This is a genomic window from Micromonospora sp. C95, from assembly GCF_018070465.1.
Lineage (GTDB): Bacteria > Actinomycetota > Actinomycetes > Mycobacteriales > Micromonosporaceae > Micromonospora.
Genome location: NZ_JAGPXT010000001.1, coordinates 137571 through 156468, shown reverse-complemented (window position 1 = coordinate 156468; position 18898 = coordinate 137571). Strand labels below are relative to the sequence as shown.

The window sequence follows — 18898 nt, the reverse complement described above, 5'->3', positions numbered from 1 at the left end:
GCGTTGGCTAGCAGGCGTTTCGAGGAGCGACGTGCCGAAAATCTTGACCGCGCCCGTCGATTTTTCTTGCCGGATTCAGTAGCTCGCCTGCTCGCTGTCGTGCAAGAACCAAGATGTGATGGGGAGCCATCGTCTACGGAGTTCGACCTCTGCCTGGCTGCCGAGGTGGATCTCTTGCGTACTCGCCTGTACGAGATGCAAGAGCTCACCGCAGATGTCCCCGGCAAGAGCGGCGGTGTCGTAGAGGCGGAGACGACCAAGGCTGCGCGGATTCTGCTCGCTGCGGCCGAGGCGGCCGGGATGACTGCGGCAGCCGAGTTGCTGCGCTCAGCTCTCGGCCGGTGCGCGGTCATCCCGCAGCAGTCGTCGAAGCCATCCTCGGCGCCCGAGTTCCCTCAGCCGGTGCGAGTTCTCGACCCGGATACAGGCCGGCCGATCGGCCTGTGGCGTTAGCGGATCAGTCGCGTCCCACCGGGAATCCGCTGGAATCCGGGCATGAAACGCGCGATCCAAGCCGCGAGGGTTTCCCACAGCAAACCCGGATCCTCGATGGTGATGCCTCTTGCCGTGCAGAGTGCAGTCAGGCGTTGCACCGCCTTGATGGTGGACAGGTTGCTGCATTCCTGTGCGATGCGGCCGGTGAAGCCTTGTCGCAGTATCGCCCCGACGTAGGCGTTGAACGCTGGTTCGCTCTGGATACCGCTGGGAACCCCTAACGCTCGGAGTTCGGGCTGAACGAAGTCCGTGAGTTCCTTTTCGCGTTGTCCGTCGTAGACGAGCCAGAGCACTTCCGGCATCCGGTAGGAAGGCAGCCAATCTGTGCGGTCCACCGGTTCGACGACGGCCTTCAGTGGTGCTGCGGGGAGCGCCGCTGCAGCCGCCAGAACGGCGTCGCGGTCCGCTTCCGTGGCCGTTGACGACGTCGCCCGCAGCACAGACATCAGCGCCACCATGGCCGGGTCGCTCGGTGAGGTTTCGACAAGGATCTCGACGGCGCCGGGGCGGCCCCATCCGAGGCCGTTCCCAGTAACATTGGCCGAGCCCACCAGGGCGGATGACCCAGTCAAATACCCCTTGGCGTGAACGATTGGGTGCAGCGACACCGTTCCGCCGCGGGTGCTCACCAGATCGAAGATGTGTGGGTCACTCACCCCGGCGGCGACCTCATCCGGCCGCCAACGGGTGTATACCTCGAGCTCGGCGTCCTGCGGCAGCGCCGTGAGGATCGGCCTGATGCCGGCTGAGGTGATGAACGGCGCGATGATCGTCAAAGTGGTTGCGGTGGAAACGAGTTCCAGGACTCGGAATCCGCAGCGCTGAGGATCGGCGTGTGGTTGCGTCATACACCGCTCTCGCTGTCGTCTTCGGCGCTGTCGCCGAAGAGCTCGGCAGCCTTGAAGGCAGAGTCCTGCACAGTCTCGGCGAGGCGTTGACCCCACTGGTCGCGGATCTGCTTCCATGTGCCCGCGAGAGGATGTCCCTGATACTCGTTCTCACAGCGAGCGTAGGCCAGCAGAAGCCAGGTGATGGCATCGGCACTCTTGGTGAGGAGCCTCTTGGCTTCCTCTTCGCTCATCGCGGCAATGTCTTCGCCGGAGGCGCGCAAAGGATCGATGATCGCCTGATAAGCGGGGTGGGCGTTGTTCAAGCACAGCAGCTCCAGGTTCATGGCCTCGTCGGGCCGGAAGAACGCTGGGACGTGCTTCTCTGCTTGCGTCAGAATCTGGACGGTCACGCCACGCCTGTAGTTCTCGATTATTATCTTGCGGGTCTGATCGGAGACGTCGTCCGCCTTGAGCTTCGTCTCGATAGCGCCGGCGGCCTTCTCAGGATCCGGATCATCCGCGAACTTCTTCTCGCCGGGCGTGGGGATGACGGTAGAGCGTGTCTTCTTGATGTTGGAGGCGACGCCCGCGATGTTCGGCGGGGCGGAGCGGCCTCGCGATGCCGCGTCTCGACCTTCTCGGCCTTCCTGGCGCAGGGAACGGACGAGCAGCAACAGCTGGTGGGCCATCCCGTATAGCTCGGCGATCTCGTGCTCTTCGTCGAAGAGGCCCTCTTCCAGGGCTTGTTCCTTCGGCAGATCGTAGGTGCGCGCGAGTTGCAGTGCCTGCGTCAGGTTGGGAACGTCCTGCTTGTTGTTCGTCACCCCGAAGATCTCGTCGAGGTCGGGGCTGTAGGAAAGCTCGACACCCCACCACCGGTCGGTGGCTTCCTCGTTCAAGGTCTGTTCGAGGACGAGCTCGCGGCCGGCGCGCACGACCGAGATCCCGGCGTTGTCGCGGGCATGGCGTCCCTGATGGGTGTCTTTACCGGGATTTCTCCCCGGTCGGGCCTCGGGCCGGGCCAGGGACAGCCGCGCGTGGACGGTGGAGCTGCCTTTGCCGTCCGCACGCGCGATCTCGAAGGTCCGAGAGTTGTGGTGGGCGGTGAAGGGCGCGGTGTCGGTGACCGGAACGTACTTTTCCTTCTCGCCGTCCGGGCCGGCCTGCTCCCAGTACTCGAGGGTGCTTTGGTCCGCCGGCAGCAGGTACAGGGGGTCGTTGGGGCGTACGTCGTGAAACTCGATGAGCCCGCCGATCATGTCTGCGTCAACAATGGCGATCTTGATGTGGCGCGGCGCGGAGTTGGCGGTCAGGAAGTTGCGGTAGATACGCCCGAGTAGGTTCTCAGCGTGCTTGAGGATGGTGCTAGCAGTGGTCCAGCGGACCTTGTCGAGCGTGGACCATCGAACGGCCGTGCCGCCGTAGAGCGGCTGCCCCATCGAGGTGTCCGCAGTGGCATGCTGCTTGAAGACGTCGAGGACCCAGTCGGGCATGGCTTCGTAGCCCGGCTGACCGGGGTGTGTCGGCCACGGGACGGTGAGCGTGGAACCCTTGTCGGAGTGCGAGAGCTTTAGCAGATCGAGATAGGTGTGGGAGGCGTTCTCCGGTTGTGATTTTTGCCAGGTCCATACATCAGTCTTCTTGCACTGCGAGACGCTGGCCTGCGGCAGGCCCATGCCGAAGCGGCCGATGCCCGATCGGTCGTTGTACTTGCCGGATCCGCCGAACGACAGGGCGAGATTGACGGCCTGATCCGTCATGCCGGTGCCGTCGTCGATGACCCAGATCTCGTCGGCGCGTTTGGTGGCGCGCCGCTTACCCTGCACCATGCGCTGCACGATGACCAGCAGGACCGTACGGGCCTGACCCCACTGGAAGGAGTTGTCGATCAGCTCGGCGAGGGCATAGTCGGTGCCCTTGTATCCGGTGTCGCGGATGGACTTGACGGTCTGTTCACCGGAGAGAAGCGGAGCTTCCTGGTGGGTGTCGGGTGTTACCACAAGTCCTCCCAGTGGGTGAAGGCGGCGGCGATGGAACCGAATGCGGGGACTGCGGGGTCGACCACGGTGACGACGACGGCCTTCCTGTTGCCGCCAGCCTTCGGGCCCCGGATGCCCCGGCCGACCATCTGGCTGTACAGCACGAGGGATCGTGTCGGGCGCGCGATCACGACGGCGCTGGTCTGCGGGGCGTCGAAGCCGGTCGTCAGCACGCCGTAGTTGACCAGGACGCGAGGGATGGGTGCCGGGCTCTTGTACATCCGGATTGCGGTGTCGCGCAGTTCGGGTGCCGTCGTTCCGTCGACAGCGTCCGCGAGGACACCGACCGCTCGCAGCGACGCTGCCAGCGAGTGCGCCAGTTCTACCGAGGCGGCGAACACGATGATGCGGCGATGTGACTCACTGACTAGCTGCAGAGTGGCGCCGAGAACCTCCTGCATGTAGTCATCCTGATTGAGGCCGATGTCATCCGGTTCGTCATCGTCGCCGCTATCTGGATCATCGTCCTCCGGCAGGTCTCCGAGGAGCCGGAATTCGGGCTCGGCGAGGTAGCCCTGACGGATCAGGTAAGCGACCGGGTTGTCCGCGCCTTCAGCGGCCGTGTCGAGCTCCACTTTCATGTGTTCGAAGAACTCGGCGAGATCCTCGTCGGACCGCCCTCCGAGGAAAGTCCGCCCCGGGGTCGCACTGAGCCCGATGATGGGGGTGACCGGTTGCCCGGCGGCGGAGAGTTGTTCGACCACCGACCGGTAGGTGCGGGCGACCGCTTGATGCGCTTCGTCGAACACGATGAGCCCCACGCGACGACCGAGGGCAGGAATAAAACCGGGGTCGCTGCGACGTGCATGGACGGTCTGCAAACTGGCCACGATGAGGCCGTCGGTGAGGTCGGAAAGGTCGGCGTCCTGACCGCCCCAGGCCGAAACGATCGGGACGGGCCGGTCGCCCAGCAGAGACCACGCCTTGTGGAACTCGCGCGCCGCTTGGTCCAGCAGCTCTCGCGTGGATGCGAACCAGAGCACCACGCGACCTTCGTTCTCGCGCAGATAGTCGGCCACCATGCTCATCGTGGTGCGGGTCTTGCCGGATCCGGTCGGCATGTGCAGCAACAGCCGGGTGCGGCCCAACCGCAGCAGCTTGCGGGCGCGGACCACGGCACGGCGTTGATGCGGAAACAGCCCGTAGGCTGGCGTCGCGTCGGTCGGTGTCTGCGCCGCAGTGCTGGCGCGCACCTCGGGAAGACCAAGAAATACCGCCACGGCACTCGGATTCGCCAGAACGGCCTTGCTGTCGAGCTGATCCGGGCCTAACGACAGGCGGGCGGACAGATCGCGCCGTTGTTCATCCGGGAGCTCACCGGGCAACACACCGGCCTCGGCCAGACGACGGACCGCGCTGATGGGATCGCCGAGGCACGCAGCCGCGATCACCGCATCACTGGGTGCCTGCCGAACATGCCCGCCGTCGACGAGGTGCCCGATCGCTCGAAGGACCCGCTCGTCTACGAAGCTCGACGTCCGGAGCGACGTCCGCAACAAGTCAAAGATCGTGTATGTCATCGGTACGCTCGAGCAGCGGGGATCAGGAGTGGGAGGGTGAGCGAGGCGCCCACCCGGCGACCGGCTGTGAAGTGCCGGGCACCTGCCATCATGACAGCGGTGTGGATCATTTCGACGGCATCCTCCGCGCGGCTCGCCTCGGGTCGCTAGTCACGTGGGTTATTGGACAAGATGCCTACGACATCGATTCAGGCACTCACTCTATCGCGCCACCACGCTCGAAGGGGACCGCGGCTCACGGGCTTCCTCGTGTAGCTGCGCCTTCCTCTGGGGGCGTCCGGGGAGCGGGGTTGAACTTCGATGCGGCGCGCGTCGCAGGCCGGCCTACGGGGCGACCGAACAGAACATGCGTACGGTAATCTTGCCACCCATGATCACGGCTGGTGGCACGCGTCGCGGTTCCCCTGCAGGCCACCAGCCCATAAGGTGGGTACCGCAACGGAGGGAGAAGGATGGGTCATACCGGTGCTGATCCCCTCATCTACCTCGACTACAACGCCACTGCGCCCGTTCGTCCCGAAGCGTTGGCTGCAACCACCAAGGCGCTGACAGCAGTCGGTAACGCCTCGAGCGTGCACGCGGCGGGCCGAGGCGCGGCCCTTGCGGTCGATCAGGCACGCGAGCGGGTTGCGGCGCTGTTGGCATGCTCGCCGAATGAGTTGATTTTTACCTCGGGCGCGACCGAGGCCAACAACTTGGCCCTTCGGTCGGCCGCAACGCCTGGCCAGAGCCTAGTGATCAGTGCCGTGGAGCACCCGGCGGTGACCGAAGCGGCAGTTGCGGTCGCCGACGCTGTTGGGAGCACGGTCCACACGATCGGGGTCCACCGGGACGGCACACTACGTCTCGACGAGCTGGAAGAAGCACTCGCAACTTCGCCTGCCCTGGTTTCGATCATGGCGGCAAACAACGAGACCGGCGTCCTGAGTGATCTCGACCTAGTGGTGAAAATCGCGCACGAAGCCGGAGCGTTGGTGCACTCGGACGCTACGCAACTCGTTGGTCGGCTACCGATCGATCTCCGCAGGCTGCAGCTTGACCTGCTGTCCATGTCCGGGCACAAATTCGGTGCTCCGCAAGGGGTAGGAGTACTGTTCGTGCGGCGCGGCACAGTGCCGGCGATCCGGTCGCTGGTGCACGGCGGCGGTCATGAGCGCGGACGGCGGCCGGGAACCCTAAATGTGCCCGGCATCGTCGGCCTGGGGGCCGCTGCGGAGGCTGCCGCCCGGTGCCTCGATCAAGAAGCGACACGTATCCGGTTGCTGCGTGACCGCTTCGAGACTGCTGTCATGACAGCCCTACCCGGCACCCGTCGCAACGGCCATCCTGACCTGCGGCTACCCGGCGTAGCGAGTCTGACCTTCGACGGCCTGCCAGCCGACGCGATGCTCGCCGCCATGCCCGCCATCGCGGCGTCCGAGGGCAGTGCCTGCGCGGCGGGTGCCATGGAGCCGAGCCGAGTCCTGCTCGCCATGGGCCTGAGCCGTGATGAAGCCGAATGCACCATCCGTTTCTCTCTTGGCTACGCCACTACCGCCGATGACATCGATAGCGCTATTCGCCACGTGATCGACGCTGCGCGCCGGGTTCACGCTGCCCTGTACCCAAACACCACCACGACTGCCTCTGGAACCGCCCGGGGGCAGGAAGGACCGCGGAGACACGATGCTTGAAACCAAGCTCAAGGACGTCGCCGAGCCGTCGTTCTCCCGCCATGAGACCTTTCACCCTCGGTTCGGCTGGTTACACAAGGCGTACAGCGCCCTGACCGACGCCAACATCGGCAGCGACGTGTTTCTGCGCGACAACGCGACGGTGACGCTCGGCGTGGGTAAGAACATGGTCAACGCAATCCGGTTCTGGTCATACGCCTTCAAGCTCACCGTCGAGTACCCGAAGGACCCCACGTCTCGGGCGAACGTCGCCTCACCGACCTGGGAGGCACGATGGCTGCTCGACGAGAACGGCGCCGACCCCTACCTTGAGGACACTGCGAGTCTGTGGCTGCTGCACTGGTGGCTCCTGGCGAAACCCTGCCACACTCCCACCTGGTGGGTGGCCTTCCACGCCCAGTCGACGTCCCGATTCACCACTAGCGAGCTCACCGAGACCACCCTGCGACACGTACGGTTGGCTGGCTGGGAGCCCCCGGTAGAGGCATCGGTAGCCAAGGACGCGGATTGCCTCACCAAGATGTACGCGCGCCGGCGTGAACCCACCGCGGGTTCTGGCGGAAGTTTCGAGGACCTGCTCGATTCCCCCTTCCGGGAGCTCGGGCTACTGGAGCCCACCGGGTTCGGACGCAACAACGCAGCGAGCCGCTGGCACTTCACCAGCAACGCTCGCACCTCTCTGCCGCCAGCCCTGGTCGCCTACGCATGTCTGGACTACGCGGCGCGCAGCGAGCCTCTGCAGAGTGGTTCCATCGCTCTGGCCCGTCTCACCAATGAGCCGGGTGGCCCAGGGAGGGCCTTCCGGCTCAGGGAGCCGGAGATCGCGCATGCCCTGGAGGAGATCGCCGGCGAGTACCCGCAGATGGCCTTGGTGGAGGGCATCGGACAGCGCAGCCTGCGGTTCGAGGGCAATCCTAAGGAACTGGCCTGGGACGTGCTGGACGGCTACTACGGCAACGTTCGCGTCCGCGCAAGCTTCCCAGATCGGGAGGCTTGGTATGCCACGCAATCACCCGGGATGCTGCGCGAGATGCGGCGACGTGGCCGCACCGATCTGCTCGACCAGCCGACTCTCGATCGACTCGCAGGAGCCCTGGTATGACCGCCAATGGTGCACCGTCGGGCATCAGTCCGCAGACGCCGGCCGGGATCAACATCGTCAGCAGCCGACTGCGGTCGACGAACATCGAACGCGACGTCCGCGACGAGCATCTCGGCCCAGTGCACATCGGCATCCGGGCGCAGGACATGCTGGAACGGGTCACCGCTGCCCTGGAGGACCAAGCAAATACCCGCGCCTGGTCCCTGACAGGGCCTTACGGCTCAGGCAAGTCGACACTGGCGTTGGTCGTCGTGTCGTTGCTCGGCCGTGCTGGGAACCGCCGGACGGAGGCCGAAGAGATCCTCGCCGAGACGAGCCCGATCCTGGCCCGCCGGTTGACCACAGCTCGTGACAGCACCGCGCCCGACGGATTCATCACCTGCGTCGCCACGGCACGACGAGAACCTCTGCTCGACAGCATCACGCGAGCGCTGCTCGACGGTGCCGGCCGTGCTTGGCACAAGGGCAGCATGCCCCCACCCGTGCAAGAAGCACTCGCGCCCCTCAAGGCTCCGGGTTGCAGCAATCGGGAGCTCGTGTCCGCCGTAAAGGTTCTCTGCGAGCAGGCACCGGTCATGCTGGTCATTGACGAGTTCGGCAAGTCGCTAGAGCATCTCGCCTCCCATGGTGAGTTCAGCGATGCCGGTAGCGACGTGTTCCTGTTGCAGGAACTCGCTGAGCTCGGTGCAGGCTCCCGCGGCGTGCCGCTCTACCTCCTTACTCTGCAGCACCTGTCGTTCGCCGACTACGCCTCCCGCGCGAGCACGCTGCAGAGCCGGGAGTGGGCGAAGGTTCAGGGCCGGTTCGAGGACATCCTCATGACGATCCACCTCGGCGACACCGTCGAGCTGATCCGCCGAACCCTCGACCACGACGGCGTGGCGCCCAAGGGACGCAAGCTCATAGCCCAGCATGCCGCCGCGTCCGCTCAGGCCTGGACCGAACGCGGTCTCCAAGGCATCCTCGCCGCAGGCCACGACACGTTCACTCACGTGTACCCCCTGCACCCGTTGACAACGGTGGTCGCGCCGCTGCTCGCCGCGCAGATCGGGCAGCACGATCGCAGCATGACCGGGTTCATCGCGAATGACGAACCCCACACGGTGCGACGCTTCCTGCAGAGCTACGCCTCGAATCGCCCCTCCTCCGCGTCCACCGTCCGCATCGCCGACGCCTTCGACTACTTCTTCACCGCCGGCCGCACCACCATCTTGGCCTCGGCCAACGCGAGCCGGTGGATGGAGATCGACAACCGCATCGCCGAGGCCAATGGCCTCCCTGAGCAAGACCAGGTCATCCTCAAGACCATCGGCATGCTCAACCTCGTCGACGCCTCTGGCGCCCTGCGCGCCAGCATGGACACTGTCTTGTTCGCCTTGAGCGACCCCATCACGCTCAACGACCCCACGGCCCGACAACTACTCGCCGACCAAGTCACCAGCCTCGTCGACCGCGGCTTCCTGGTGTACCGACAGTTCAGCGACGAGTACCGGGTTTGGCGGGGCAGTGACGTCGACCTCACCAGCCACATCGAGCAGCTGATCAACGCATGCGACGACCATGCCGCGGTCAAGGTCATCTCGACCTACCTGCCGACCGCCGTTGTGGCGGGCAAGCACAGCCAACGCACCGGTATGCTGCGCCACTTCGTCACCAAGGCCACCGACGCAGGCTCGCCCGAGCTCATCGGGCCGTCCGCCGCTGACGCCGAAGACGGACTCCTGCTGTTCCACTTCGGGGACGAATACACCATCCCCACGGTTCGAACCGACCGCCCTGTCATCGCCGGCGTGACCGCCCACGCCGAGAAAGTACTCAGTACCGCCCGCTACCTGCACGCTCTGCACGAGCTACCGGCCAACGTCGAACTCGACGCCGTGGCCAGTACCGAGGTCAGCGAACGTATCGCGCAGGCCAGCGCCGAACTGGCCACCCGGGTCGCAGAAGCCTTCTTGCCAAGCCAGCTAGCCCCCACCTGGTACCTGCTGCCGGCTAGGGCCGGGGCCGCCGTCTTCACAGCTGACGCCGAGACCATCAAGGGCCGAAGCCTCGCAGAGCTCGTCTCCAAGGCGTGCGAGAGCGTGTTCCCCCACGCGCCGCACATCCGTAACGAGATGCTGGGCCGGCATAAGCTGACCAGCCAAGCAGCCAAGGCACGCCGTGAGCTGATCGTCGCCATGATCACGGCCCCCACCCATCAGTACCTCGGCATCGAGGGCTACGGGCCGGAACGCGCGATGTACAGCGGAGTCCTGGAGTACCTCCAGCTGCACCGCCCCACCGATCAGCGCGCCGACGAGGACACCGAGCTACTCCCATTCGGCTTTCACGAGCCGGAGCCCGGCAACTCGCTGCACCCGGCGTGGACCGCCATGCAGCAGCGGATGCGGGCCGCCACCGCACAGCCGCTGCGGCTCGACGCCGTCTACGAACTCCTCGAAGCGCCTCCTTTCGGGATACGGCCGGGCGTCACCCCGGTCATCGTGCTGACCGCGCTCATCATCGGCAGCCAAGAACTCGCCCTCTTCGAGGAGGGCACCTACCAGACCCGACTCACCGAGGCTCTCGCCGAACGTATGATCAAGAGTCCGGAGCGGTTCGCAGTCAAAGCCATGGGCGTTCAAGCAGGTCCGCGCAAGGTCGCAGTGACCGCGATCGCCCAGCAGATCGGTGCGCGGATGCCAGCAGCGCCGCCGATGAACGTCCGCAACGTGGCGCCCCTGGCGCTCACGCGCGAGCTGCTTGACCGCGCGCGGGGCCTGTCCGCGTACGCCGATCACACCCAGCAAATCCCCAAACAGGCACGGGCTGTACGTCAGGTGCTCAAGACCGCCCGCGAACCCGACACCCTCCTCTTTACTGACCTGCCGTCTGCCCTCGACCTCGAGCCGATCCCAGCCAGCGGTGAGGTCAACGAGCAGGCAGCGCGTCGCTACGCCGAGTCGCTAAGCAAGGCCCTTACTGTGATCGGCCAGGCTGACGAACGTCTGCGCACACAGGTGGTGAAGGCCATCGCCGCGGCATTTCACATGCCTACGAACCTCGGCAAGCTACGTCAACGTCTCGCCGTCTACACCCGACACCTCGCCGACGTGAACCTGGTCGAGGCAAAACTCCGTGGTGTCATCGCGCTGGCTCAAGAGACCACGCTCAGCGACGACGAGTGGCTCGATCCGTTCGTTGTACGGATCGTTGGCCGCGGGCTCTCCGACTGGCGTGACGGTGACATCGGTACCTTCACCAACGAGGTCCGCGCTGCCGCTCGCGCTATCGAACGGTTGGCCAACCTGCACCAGCCCACGGTTACGGAACCGACCGACGCTACGTTCCTTTCCCGGGCGATCACCGTTACCCAGGCGGACGGACACGAGCTCCACACCGTCGTCCACCTCTCCGAGGACGAACGCGCCAGCGCGCGGGCCCTGCTGCCGGAGGTGATCGCCCTCGCTCGAAAGAAGATCAGCGAGAACGGTGAGCGGGCACTGCTCGCTCTGCTGGCCGAAAGTGTCATAGTCGAGAAGGACGCTGGCAGCGACGACGCACCATCCACGCGAAGGAAGCCGACCCGATGACTGCACCCCGGCAACGTACGCCCGACGAGACCCGCCACGTCCTCGGCATCTCGGGCGGTAAAGACTCCTCCGCTCTCGCGATCTACATGCGCACCAAGGTGCCGCAGATGGAGTATTTCTTCTGCGACACCGGCGCCGAGCTTCCTGAGACCTACGACTACCTCAACCGACTCGAAGCGGCCCTCGGTAAGCAGATCGTCCGACTGAACGCCACCCGCGACTTCGACCACTGGCTGCAGGTCTACCAGGGCACCCTTCCGAGCGCGTCCATGCGGTGGTGTACCAAGAACCTCAAGATCAAGCCGCTAGAGGAATGGCTCGGCGACAGCCCCGCCGTCTCGTACGTCGCCATCCGCGCCGATGAGAACCGTCTCGGCTACGTCAGCACCAAGCCCAACATCAAGGCTGTATTCCCGTTCCGGGAAGACGGCATCGACCGTGACGGAGTCAACCTCATCTTGGAGGAGTCCGGAATCGGCCTGCCGTCCTACTACGAGTGGCGCACCCGTTCTGGCTGCTACTTCTGCTTCTTCCAGCGCAAACACGAATGGGTTGGCCTCGCCGATCGACACCCAGAGCTGTTCGAACGCGCCGTTGAATACGAAGACAAGGTCAATTACCAGGCCACGGCGATGCGCGGCCGTCAGTACACGTGGTCTCAAGGTGAGTCGCTCCGCGACCTCCTCGAACGGCGCGATTCGATCGAAGAGCGGCATGCTGCCGCGCTTGCTCGCGCGGCAGCCAAACCCCGTCCCAACCTGCCCCTCATCGAGGTGCTCACCGATGCCCTAGACGAGGAGAGTGACGAGGCTGGCTGCGCCGTCTGCCACCTCTAAACGGCGGCCTCCACCGGCACCGTCAGGAACAGCACATCCGGGTCCCGTGCCAACCTGTTGTACGGCTGGTGCCACCATGTTCTGGCTGATGCCGTGTCCGGAAAAGCCCCGACCGCAGCCGCACGCCGGCTTGCCGTGTGAACGATCAGCAACATCACCATCCCACCCTCAGACTCCGATGCATCGAGCAGCGCGGACACTAGTGCCGGTGTCAAGTCGACCAGCAAATCTGGATTGCGGAAGGTGCCGGTCGACCGCTGAACGTCCGTAGGCGGGATCGTGGCTGCAACGAATTCAGCGTCTCCGTCAGCAGAGTTTTCTAGCAGAAACGAAACGCGCCCTGCATCAATTGCACGTGCTTTCAGAATCACCTTAGCTCCAGTGGTTAGCCCTCTCGCTGGACAGTGACCGCTGAATGTTCGACCCAGTCAAGTCGATATGCTGATGTTTGAACTATGGGATAGCTAAGTAAGCGTACCGAGTCGCTCGGGCAGTGTGGCCGGGTCAGTGAAACGGCGGCGAAGACCTCCTACCGTGTGTATGCTTCGAGTCTCGGCTATGAACCGGCAGAATCGTGAGCCATGGACACCGGACAGGCGATCCCCCGGCACCAGACAGCGATCGCCCGTCGGCATCTGTCCAAACCCATCTCACTGGCAGTGGCCGACGGCATTCTGGCCGCTACGTCGTCGCTGTTCGACTATGGCTGCGGGCGCGGCGGAGACGTCGCACGGCTCCGGGCCATGGGCTACACCGCCCACGGCTGGGACCCTGGGCACAACCCCAACGCCGAACGGCACGCAGCGGATGTAGTCAACCTCGGGTACGTCATCAACGTCATCGAAGACCCCATCGAACGGGCCCAGACGTTGGCATCTGCCTGGAGACTCGCCCGACAGGTACTCGTCGTGGCAGCCCGACCGGACTGGGAAGCGCGAACCGTCACTGGCCACCGTCACGGAGACGGAATCATCACCAGGCGCGGCACCTTTCAGAAGTTCTACGCTCAGGAGGAACTGCGCAACTGGATCAACCTACAGCTAGGCACCGACTGTATCGCCGCCGCTCCTGGCATCTTCTATATCTTCCGTCAGGAAACTCATGCCCAAACCTTCCTGGCGTCACGCACGCGGCATCGTCCAGCACCAATGTATCGGCCACGTACCCGGCAAGCCCTCTACGACGCTCACCGCGAAGATATGGACGCCTTAGCCGCCTTCATTACCAGCCGTGGCCGACTCCCTGACTCAGACGAAGTCCCCGGAACGGCGGGTCGGCTCCTGCGCGTCTTCCCTTCACTGAAACAAGCTGCAGCGACGTTGCGTGATGTTATCGGCAGCCAGGATTGGGACAAGGATCTCGAACGAGCCCGACAGCAAGCGGAACAAGATCTCCTGGCCTACCTCGCACTTGCTGCCTTTCGGGGACGTCCCAGGGCGTCGGACCTACCCAAAGGAATAGCGCTCGACGTGCGAACGCTATTCGGGTCCTATCGGGCGGCCTGCTCCAAGGCGGATGAACTGTTGCACGCCATTGCGGATCAGAAAGCTTTGAATAATGCGTGCAGTGCCTCCAGCGTCGGGAAGCTGACGGCTGATTCTCTGTACGTCCACGCAGCGGCAATCCAAGCGCTCGACCCACTTCTTCGCGTGTACGAAGGATGCGCCCGTGCGCTCACGGGAACAGTGGCGGAATGCACAGTCATCAAGTTTTCGCGGTTGATGACGAAGGTTTCCTACCTCTCGTACCCGGACTTCGACAGTGCCCCGCACCCCGCGTTGGCGACATCTTTGCGGGCAAATCTCAGGAAACTGGACGTCAAGTACACCGATTTTCGTAGATCAACCAACCCGCCTGTACTGCATCGCAAAGAGACGTTCGTTCCCCTTGACTACCCCGGTCGCGACAAGTTCGTGCGTCTCACCAAACAGGAAGAGCGTGCCGGGCTGCTGGACGAAGCCGCTCCCATCGGCACCCATGCCGGTTGGGAGCAGCGGCTACAGGACCGGGGCTATCGGCTAGCCGGGCACCGCCTCGTCCGCATCACGACGACGACCTCCTCCACCGGCTTCCAGTGACGTAGTTCAAATCCCGGCTTGAACGCCACCAGACGCGCCCGCTACCCGCCCTCAGGAGCGAATCGCCTCAACCCCTAGATCAGCCGCCGAGACGTCGCCCTGCCGGCTCGACATCGGCGGCGTCGATCTAGAGTCTGAAGGCTCCTGGCCTGGGGACTTCGGTTGCGCTCGTTGGATGGTGTGCCGGAGCGCTGGCGCCCCGTCCTGGGCGAGGCCGCTCTCATGCGGTGCCCAGTAGTCAGTCGGGTAGAGCGATTCGGTCGAGCAGGTCAGGGCAGCTCAGCCTCGTGCAGCAGATCGAGCAACTCAGACCCATCGTCGATGACGATGTCGGTTTCGCTCTGCGCCATGGGCTAACCCGGTCGGTGGGGGACGGCTGTATCAGGACCGGCGCCCGGCCCCAGCGCCGCGGGCGCAGGCGATCTCACGGTGGCTCGTGTCGCCGATGAACCGGCACTTCCGGATCGGGGCTCCGGCCGCGTCCGTCGTTGATTGGTTGTGTTCCCGCGCCACCGGTCTCTACGCTTCCACGGTCCTTGTGGACTCTGAGGCGGAGGGTGGCTCGATGTCGCTGACCGACACCATTGGTGCCGATTTGCGGGCGATGGCGGCGGGGGCAGACCGGTCGCAGCAGGAGATCGGGGCGGTCGACCAGGCAATCGAGCAGATCGCCGCCAGGGCGGTGGCCTCAGGCTTCGTGGGCATCACGGTGGGGCTGGCTCGGGTACGGGAGGTACTCGGGCAGGCCCGGTCCCAACTGACGGAGGCAGGTGGCGCTCTGGGTGAGGCGTCGCGGTCGGTGGGCGCCGGGGCGCAGCAGCCGTCGCCGCAGGAGACGATCACCGCGCTCACACCGGTGCTGGCCGCGCTGACCACCGTGAGCGGTCATGTCACTGGGGCTGCAGCCGCCGTCGACGAGGCGCGACGGCTCGTCACGGCGGTGTTGCAGGGAGGGCAGCCCGGTCCGACACTGGCCCGGCTGCAACAGATACTGCAGATCCTGGCGACTCTTCGAAGCCGCGGGGTGGAGGCCCGGCAGCACGTCGACACGGCGTTGGCGCAGGCCCGGCAGGTCGGTGACCTGGGAAACTAGTCGCGGGCGGCGGCGAAGGCACCCGACCGCCCGCTACATTTCCCTCCGATCTCGACCAGAACGCAACCAGCTCAAACGCAGTCCTGTCCGGTGACGTCACCACCTCGCCGGCAGATACGCCCCGGCCCGTGGGTCCGGACTGGGTACCAGTCGACCCCGGTACATTGCCGGACAGCGTGCGGCCGGGTGCTGGTCGTCTGCAGGCACGGCCCGCTGGTAGCACCCGTCCCACGTTGGGGCTGTTCAACGGTGAAGAGGTTTTCTTCTCCGGCGGCGGTGACCGGTCCCTTGCCGCTGACCTTGACCACGACCCGCTACGCGGTCCTCCCGTCACCTTCTACGACCACGCGGAGTCGAAGGCCGCGGCGCGGATGCGCCGCACCGGTAGCGTCGAGGCCGATCTGGCGGTTGACAACACGGTCTGCGGCACAAACGACCGCGACCAGGCCTACCCCTGGACCTGCGACAAAGTCCTACCCGCCATCCTTCCGCAAGGAAGCCGCCTGCGCGTGTGGGTCACCCGTGACGGCGGAGCTACATGGTGGCACCGTGTCTACACCGGCACCGGAGAGAGGATCACCCGTTGATGCTGCTGCGTGACTACCACGGCCATTCCTACGAACTGACCAACCCGCAGGAGGCGGGCCGTCGTTTCGACGAGCAGATCGAAACGATCATGCCCCATGGAGGCTGTGGACAGACGATCACCATCGGGACCGGCGATCTACCCGTACTACGCGTCGACATCGACGTTGACGCCGGCCGGGCAGCGGTGCGATGGCTGCCTGACGGTGGTTACGTCGCCGACCAGGAACCTGACAAAGCGATTACGGTCTACGAGTCTCCCGACACCGGCCTGGTAGACATCTCCGCCGACCTCGTCCGTACGACGCCGGCCGCCGCCCGCGCCGCGGTCGTCGAGTACGTCGTCACCCGGCAGCGCCCCACGAACGTGAACTGGAGCGAGGCGCGGCCTTCATCCTGACCCATGGCCTTGATTCGAGTAGCAACCAGATCCTCACGCCTGTAGGCGTTTGGTTCCGTCTTAGCAACGGCCGGCGCGCGAGCGTGCCAGGTCATTCTGAGTGCGCGGGCGGCACGACGGGGCTGCCTGGCGTCGGAGGTGTCCGTGGTCTAGAGCCCAAGCTTGCCCTCCGGAGGCCCCGCGAACGAACTGCCGGACTACGGCGACGCGGCGAGGCGGAAGCGACGGCCGAACTCCGGTTCACCGACCCCGCTGGAGTCGGACCAGCCTCGCTAGCTCAGCTTCCGGATGCAATGGGCGGTTCATCGACAGGCAGAACTGCGCCGCGAGCCATGCCGGTATGCAGTGCGCTCAGAAGCCACGCACGATCGGTGTCGCTTCGCGGTCTGGTGAAGTAAACCAGCGTGGTGTCTTGTAGTAGTGATTCACCTACCTCCAGGCCGCTGGGGGTGGCAACGATGACAGGGAGTGGGTCGCGGTCGGCCGCCGTAGCTAATGCTTGCGGCGGATCCTGCATCGTCCACTCAGTTGTCCGGATTCCGTGGGCGGTCAGGTGATCCCGCACGTACTCGACCTCGGCACGCAAGGGACCAGTCACCACGATGACGGGGCCGGACTGCTTTCTGTGCAGGACCGCCTCTGTCATCGCCGCCAACCGTGGATCTGGGCCGAGGCCTTCGAGAGAGTCAACAAGGCTCCATGCCATCTTCACGCGGCCCTGGTCGTCCCGGCTCGTAACCTGCCCCTCACTGATCAACTGCATGAGTGCCGAGTGCAGGGCGGGTCGGCTACGGATGCCGTGTCGCTTGTCCAGCAATGTCGCGGCCTGCTGAAAGATCGCGCGTTCACCGTCGCCGAGCGTCACCACATAGTCTTCTGGACTGACGTGGCTCTTGCTGCTCATGGCGATTACCTCAGCCAAGGTGAGCTGAACCAGCTCGGGATGCTGGAGCCACGAGGGCGTGTCCTCTTGTGCGTTTTGGTCAACCACGATGGTCTGACGAGCCCGGTCGACGATGCCGATGACGGCGGCCAGCGTGGCACTGTCGGGCCTCGGAAGGCCATCGAGGAGGAATAGGGCCAAGGGAAGCGACTGCAGCGCGAGCCGTACAGGACCGCGCCGGACGTTTGCCGTGGTCGTGAGGAGAACCCCGTGGTCGTGGTGGGGCTGGGTCGGCGAGAGGCTGGCAAGCTCCAACGCCAGGTCAGGGTCCAGATCGCGTAGCGGTGTGGCGGCGTGGTTCCTTAGCAACACCATGGCCCACTGCGCGAGTAGCTCGCGACGCGAGGACACGACCAGGACGAGACCGGATTCAGCGGCGCGGGCAATAATGTCCGCCAGGATCCGCGTCTTACCGGAACCGGCCGGTGCGTGCAGCACTATATGACGCGCGTTGCGGACGCGGTCCAACCGCTCGGCGAGCAGGATATGAGCAGGTGTGCGAGCGGTCATTGCACCATCCTGACCCTGCGCTGCAGCCACACACGGGCATTCATGACAAGGTCAACTTCATCCGGTGTTACCGCGTCGCGGAAGTGAAAGACTTTGTTGCGGACATCCCGCACGGGTTCAAGCATGGAGAAGACCAACTCGCGACTGCTGCCGAAGGTGCGGCTGAAGACCCGACCGAACCGCTCGGGACTGTTGATGACGGAAATCAGCTCGCCGAAGGTCAGATCCTCTAGACGCGCAGCGGCGGTGCCGTTGGCGTCTGCGGGCCGAACTGCTGCAACAAGAGCGCGGAGCTCATCTTCGGTAGCGCACGCCCGCTGAGCCAGGTAGCGCGTCGCCAACTCGACGTCGCGTACGATCATGAACTGCCTTGTCGCGGTCCAAAGGTAGCTGTTCACGTCGGCGGCAGTGACGACCGCAAGCAGTCGCTCCTCATCACCGACCAGGACCGCCCCCTTCTGGTGGAGCGCATCCAACGCGTCTTCGACCTCAGAGCCGGATCTGACGAAGGCCAGGTCTTCAAGGAAATCGCCGACAGGGTAGGACAGAGGGCTGTCCTGCCGGCGTACGACGCCGAGGTTCAGCGCAAGTGACCGGTAGCTGAATACGCCCACCACCACGCCGTTAGATGTCACCGGCACCTGATCGAAGCCGTGATGGGCCATCATCGTGAGCGCGTCCGAGACCGACGTCGCGATCTCGAAAGTGGCCACCTCCTGATCAGTCGGCACCACCTGACCCACACGCAGGAAGTTGTGCTGCGGCGTCGTGCGGCTCAGTCGTGCCACCTCCCCAGCAACTCACTGCTTCGCGCTGAGCCTACTGGGACATGCCATTTCGTCCAGCCCCGGCCTGCCTAGCGGCTCGATGACACAACTAACTCGGAAGTAGAGCTACTTCCTCCCGATTAGGGCCGCTTCGCGTAGCCGGCCGTGACCTATCGCCAGTTCTCATAACCGAGGCGTTGACCGCGGTCGGCTGGCAACCCTCGAACTGGATGCGGGAGCGAGTACCGCGTCCGACGGGCAGGAAGGAGCCGGATCACCGATAGCATCGCGGCGACCAACCTGCCGCACGACCCGCCCGTGCCCGCACCCTCGGCGAGATGTCCGTCGGGGAAGAAGTTGTCGACGCAGGCGTGACAGGCACCGTCCCCGCCGTGCCTCTGGATCGACGGACGATACTCCGCCGGCCGCGGGGGGCGCTGAGTCCGGTACTCGGC

General features: G+C 65.0%; 15 protein-coding genes and 1 pseudogene. 10 read left to right on the top strand and 6 right to left on the bottom strand.

Annotated features, from left to right (window positions below; genetic code table 11):
* Positions 1-165 precede the first annotated feature (165 nt).
* Positions 166-453 (top strand): hypothetical protein, encoded by a 288-nt coding sequence (locus tag KBX00_RS00685; RefSeq protein WP_210822139.1) that lies wholly within the window; start codon positions 166-168, stop codon positions 451-453.
* Here KBX00_RS00685 and KBX00_RS00680 read toward each other — a convergent pair.
* Genes KBX00_RS00680 through KBX00_RS00670 form a run of 3 tightly spaced genes read right to left on the bottom strand, consistent with a single transcriptional unit; the run spans position 450 to position 4884 of the window.
* A complete protein-coding gene (locus tag KBX00_RS00680) occupies positions 450-1343 on the bottom strand; it encodes a hypothetical protein (RefSeq protein ID WP_210822137.1) in 894 nt (297 codons plus the stop codon). The genes KBX00_RS00685 and KBX00_RS00680 overlap by 4 nt on opposite strands.
* On the bottom strand, positions 1340-3325 hold the full coding sequence (locus tag KBX00_RS00675) for an ATP-binding protein (protein WP_167361587.1): 1986 nt from the start codon (positions 3323-3325) through the stop codon (positions 1340-1342). The genes KBX00_RS00680 and KBX00_RS00675 overlap by 4 nt, the downstream gene beginning before the upstream one ends.
* A complete protein-coding gene (locus KBX00_RS00670; protein WP_210822135.1) occupies positions 3319-4884 on the bottom strand; it encodes a DEAD/DEAH box helicase in 1566 nt (521 codons plus the stop codon). The genes KBX00_RS00675 and KBX00_RS00670 overlap by 7 nt, the downstream gene beginning before the upstream one ends.
* Positions 4885-5336: 452 nt before the next feature.
* Here KBX00_RS00670 and KBX00_RS00665 point away from each other — a divergent pair, with 452 nt between their 5' ends.
* The 4 genes from KBX00_RS00665 to KBX00_RS00650 are packed head-to-tail and all read left to right on the top strand — an operon-like array spanning position 5337 to position 12067.
* On the top strand, positions 5337-6557 hold the full coding sequence (locus KBX00_RS00665) for a cysteine desulfurase family protein (protein WP_210822132.1): 1221 nt from the start codon (positions 5337-5339) through the stop codon (positions 6555-6557).
* Entirely contained in the window at positions 6550-7659 is a 1110-nt protein-coding gene (locus KBX00_RS00660; protein WP_210822130.1) for a DUF4007 family protein, read from the top strand. The genes KBX00_RS00665 and KBX00_RS00660 overlap by 8 nt, the downstream gene beginning before the upstream one ends.
* Positions 7656-11231, top strand: a complete 3576-nt coding sequence (locus tag KBX00_RS00655; protein ID WP_210822127.1) for a hypothetical protein — start codon at positions 7656-7658, stop codon at positions 11229-11231. Before KBX00_RS00660 ends, KBX00_RS00655 begins: the two co-directional genes overlap by 4 nt.
* Positions 11228-12067, top strand: a complete 840-nt coding sequence (locus KBX00_RS00650) for a phosphoadenosine phosphosulfate reductase family protein (protein ID WP_210822125.1) — start codon at positions 11228-11230, stop codon at positions 12065-12067. Before KBX00_RS00655 ends, KBX00_RS00650 begins: the two co-directional genes overlap by 4 nt.
* On the opposite strand, the gene KBX00_RS00645 is transcribed toward KBX00_RS00650, so the two are convergent.
* A complete protein-coding gene (locus tag KBX00_RS00645; protein WP_210822123.1) occupies positions 12064-12438 on the bottom strand; it encodes a hypothetical protein in 375 nt (124 codons plus the stop codon). The genes KBX00_RS00650 and KBX00_RS00645 overlap by 4 nt on opposite strands.
* 210 nt (positions 12439-12648) lie before the next feature.
* On the opposite strand from KBX00_RS00645, the gene KBX00_RS00640 reads away from it, so the two are divergent.
* From KBX00_RS00640 to KBX00_RS00625, 4 genes are all read left to right on the top strand, one after another.
* Complete coding sequence (locus tag KBX00_RS00640; RefSeq protein WP_210822121.1) at positions 12649-14145, top strand: DNA phosphorothioation-associated putative methyltransferase; 1497 nt, start codon at positions 12649-12651, stop codon at positions 14143-14145.
* Positions 14146-14710: 565 nt separating this feature from the next.
* On the top strand, positions 14711-15238 hold the full coding sequence (locus KBX00_RS00635) for a DUF6244 family protein (RefSeq protein WP_210822119.1): 528 nt from the start codon (positions 14711-14713) through the stop codon (positions 15236-15238).
* A 233-nt stretch (positions 15239-15471) separates the two neighbouring features.
* Complete coding sequence (locus KBX00_RS00630) at positions 15472-15825, top strand: DddA-like double-stranded DNA deaminase toxin (protein ID WP_169596968.1); 354 nt, start codon at positions 15472-15474, stop codon at positions 15823-15825.
* Positions 15825-16223: an Imm1 family immunity protein gene (locus KBX00_RS00625; protein WP_210822117.1), complete on the top strand. Its 399-nt coding sequence runs from the start codon at positions 15825-15827 to the stop codon at positions 16221-16223. Before KBX00_RS00630 ends, KBX00_RS00625 begins: the two co-directional genes overlap by 1 nt.
* Positions 16224-16500: 277 nt before the next feature.
* Here the strand turns inward: KBX00_RS00625 and KBX00_RS00620 are convergent, their stop codons facing one another.
* Positions 16501-17676 carry a DEAD/DEAH box helicase family protein gene (locus tag KBX00_RS00620; RefSeq protein ID WP_169596970.1) on the bottom strand — a complete coding sequence of 392 codons (1176 nt, stop codon included), beginning with the start codon at positions 17674-17676 and terminating at the stop codon, positions 16501-16503.
* 296 nt (positions 17677-17972) lie between these two features.
* On the opposite strand from KBX00_RS00620, the gene KBX00_RS29770 reads away from it, so the two are divergent.
* Positions 17973-18269, top strand: coding sequence for a DUF294 nucleotidyltransferase-like domain-containing protein (locus tag KBX00_RS29770; RefSeq protein ID WP_374225233.1), 297 nt, complete (start codon positions 17973-17975; stop codon positions 18267-18269).
* A gap of 3 nt (positions 18270-18272) precedes the next feature.
* Here KBX00_RS29770 and KBX00_RS29765 read toward each other — a convergent pair.
* Positions 18273-18389: pseudogene (locus KBX00_RS29765) on the bottom strand (CBS domain-containing protein); the annotation flags it as partial.
* Positions 18390-18898 lie beyond the last annotated feature (509 nt).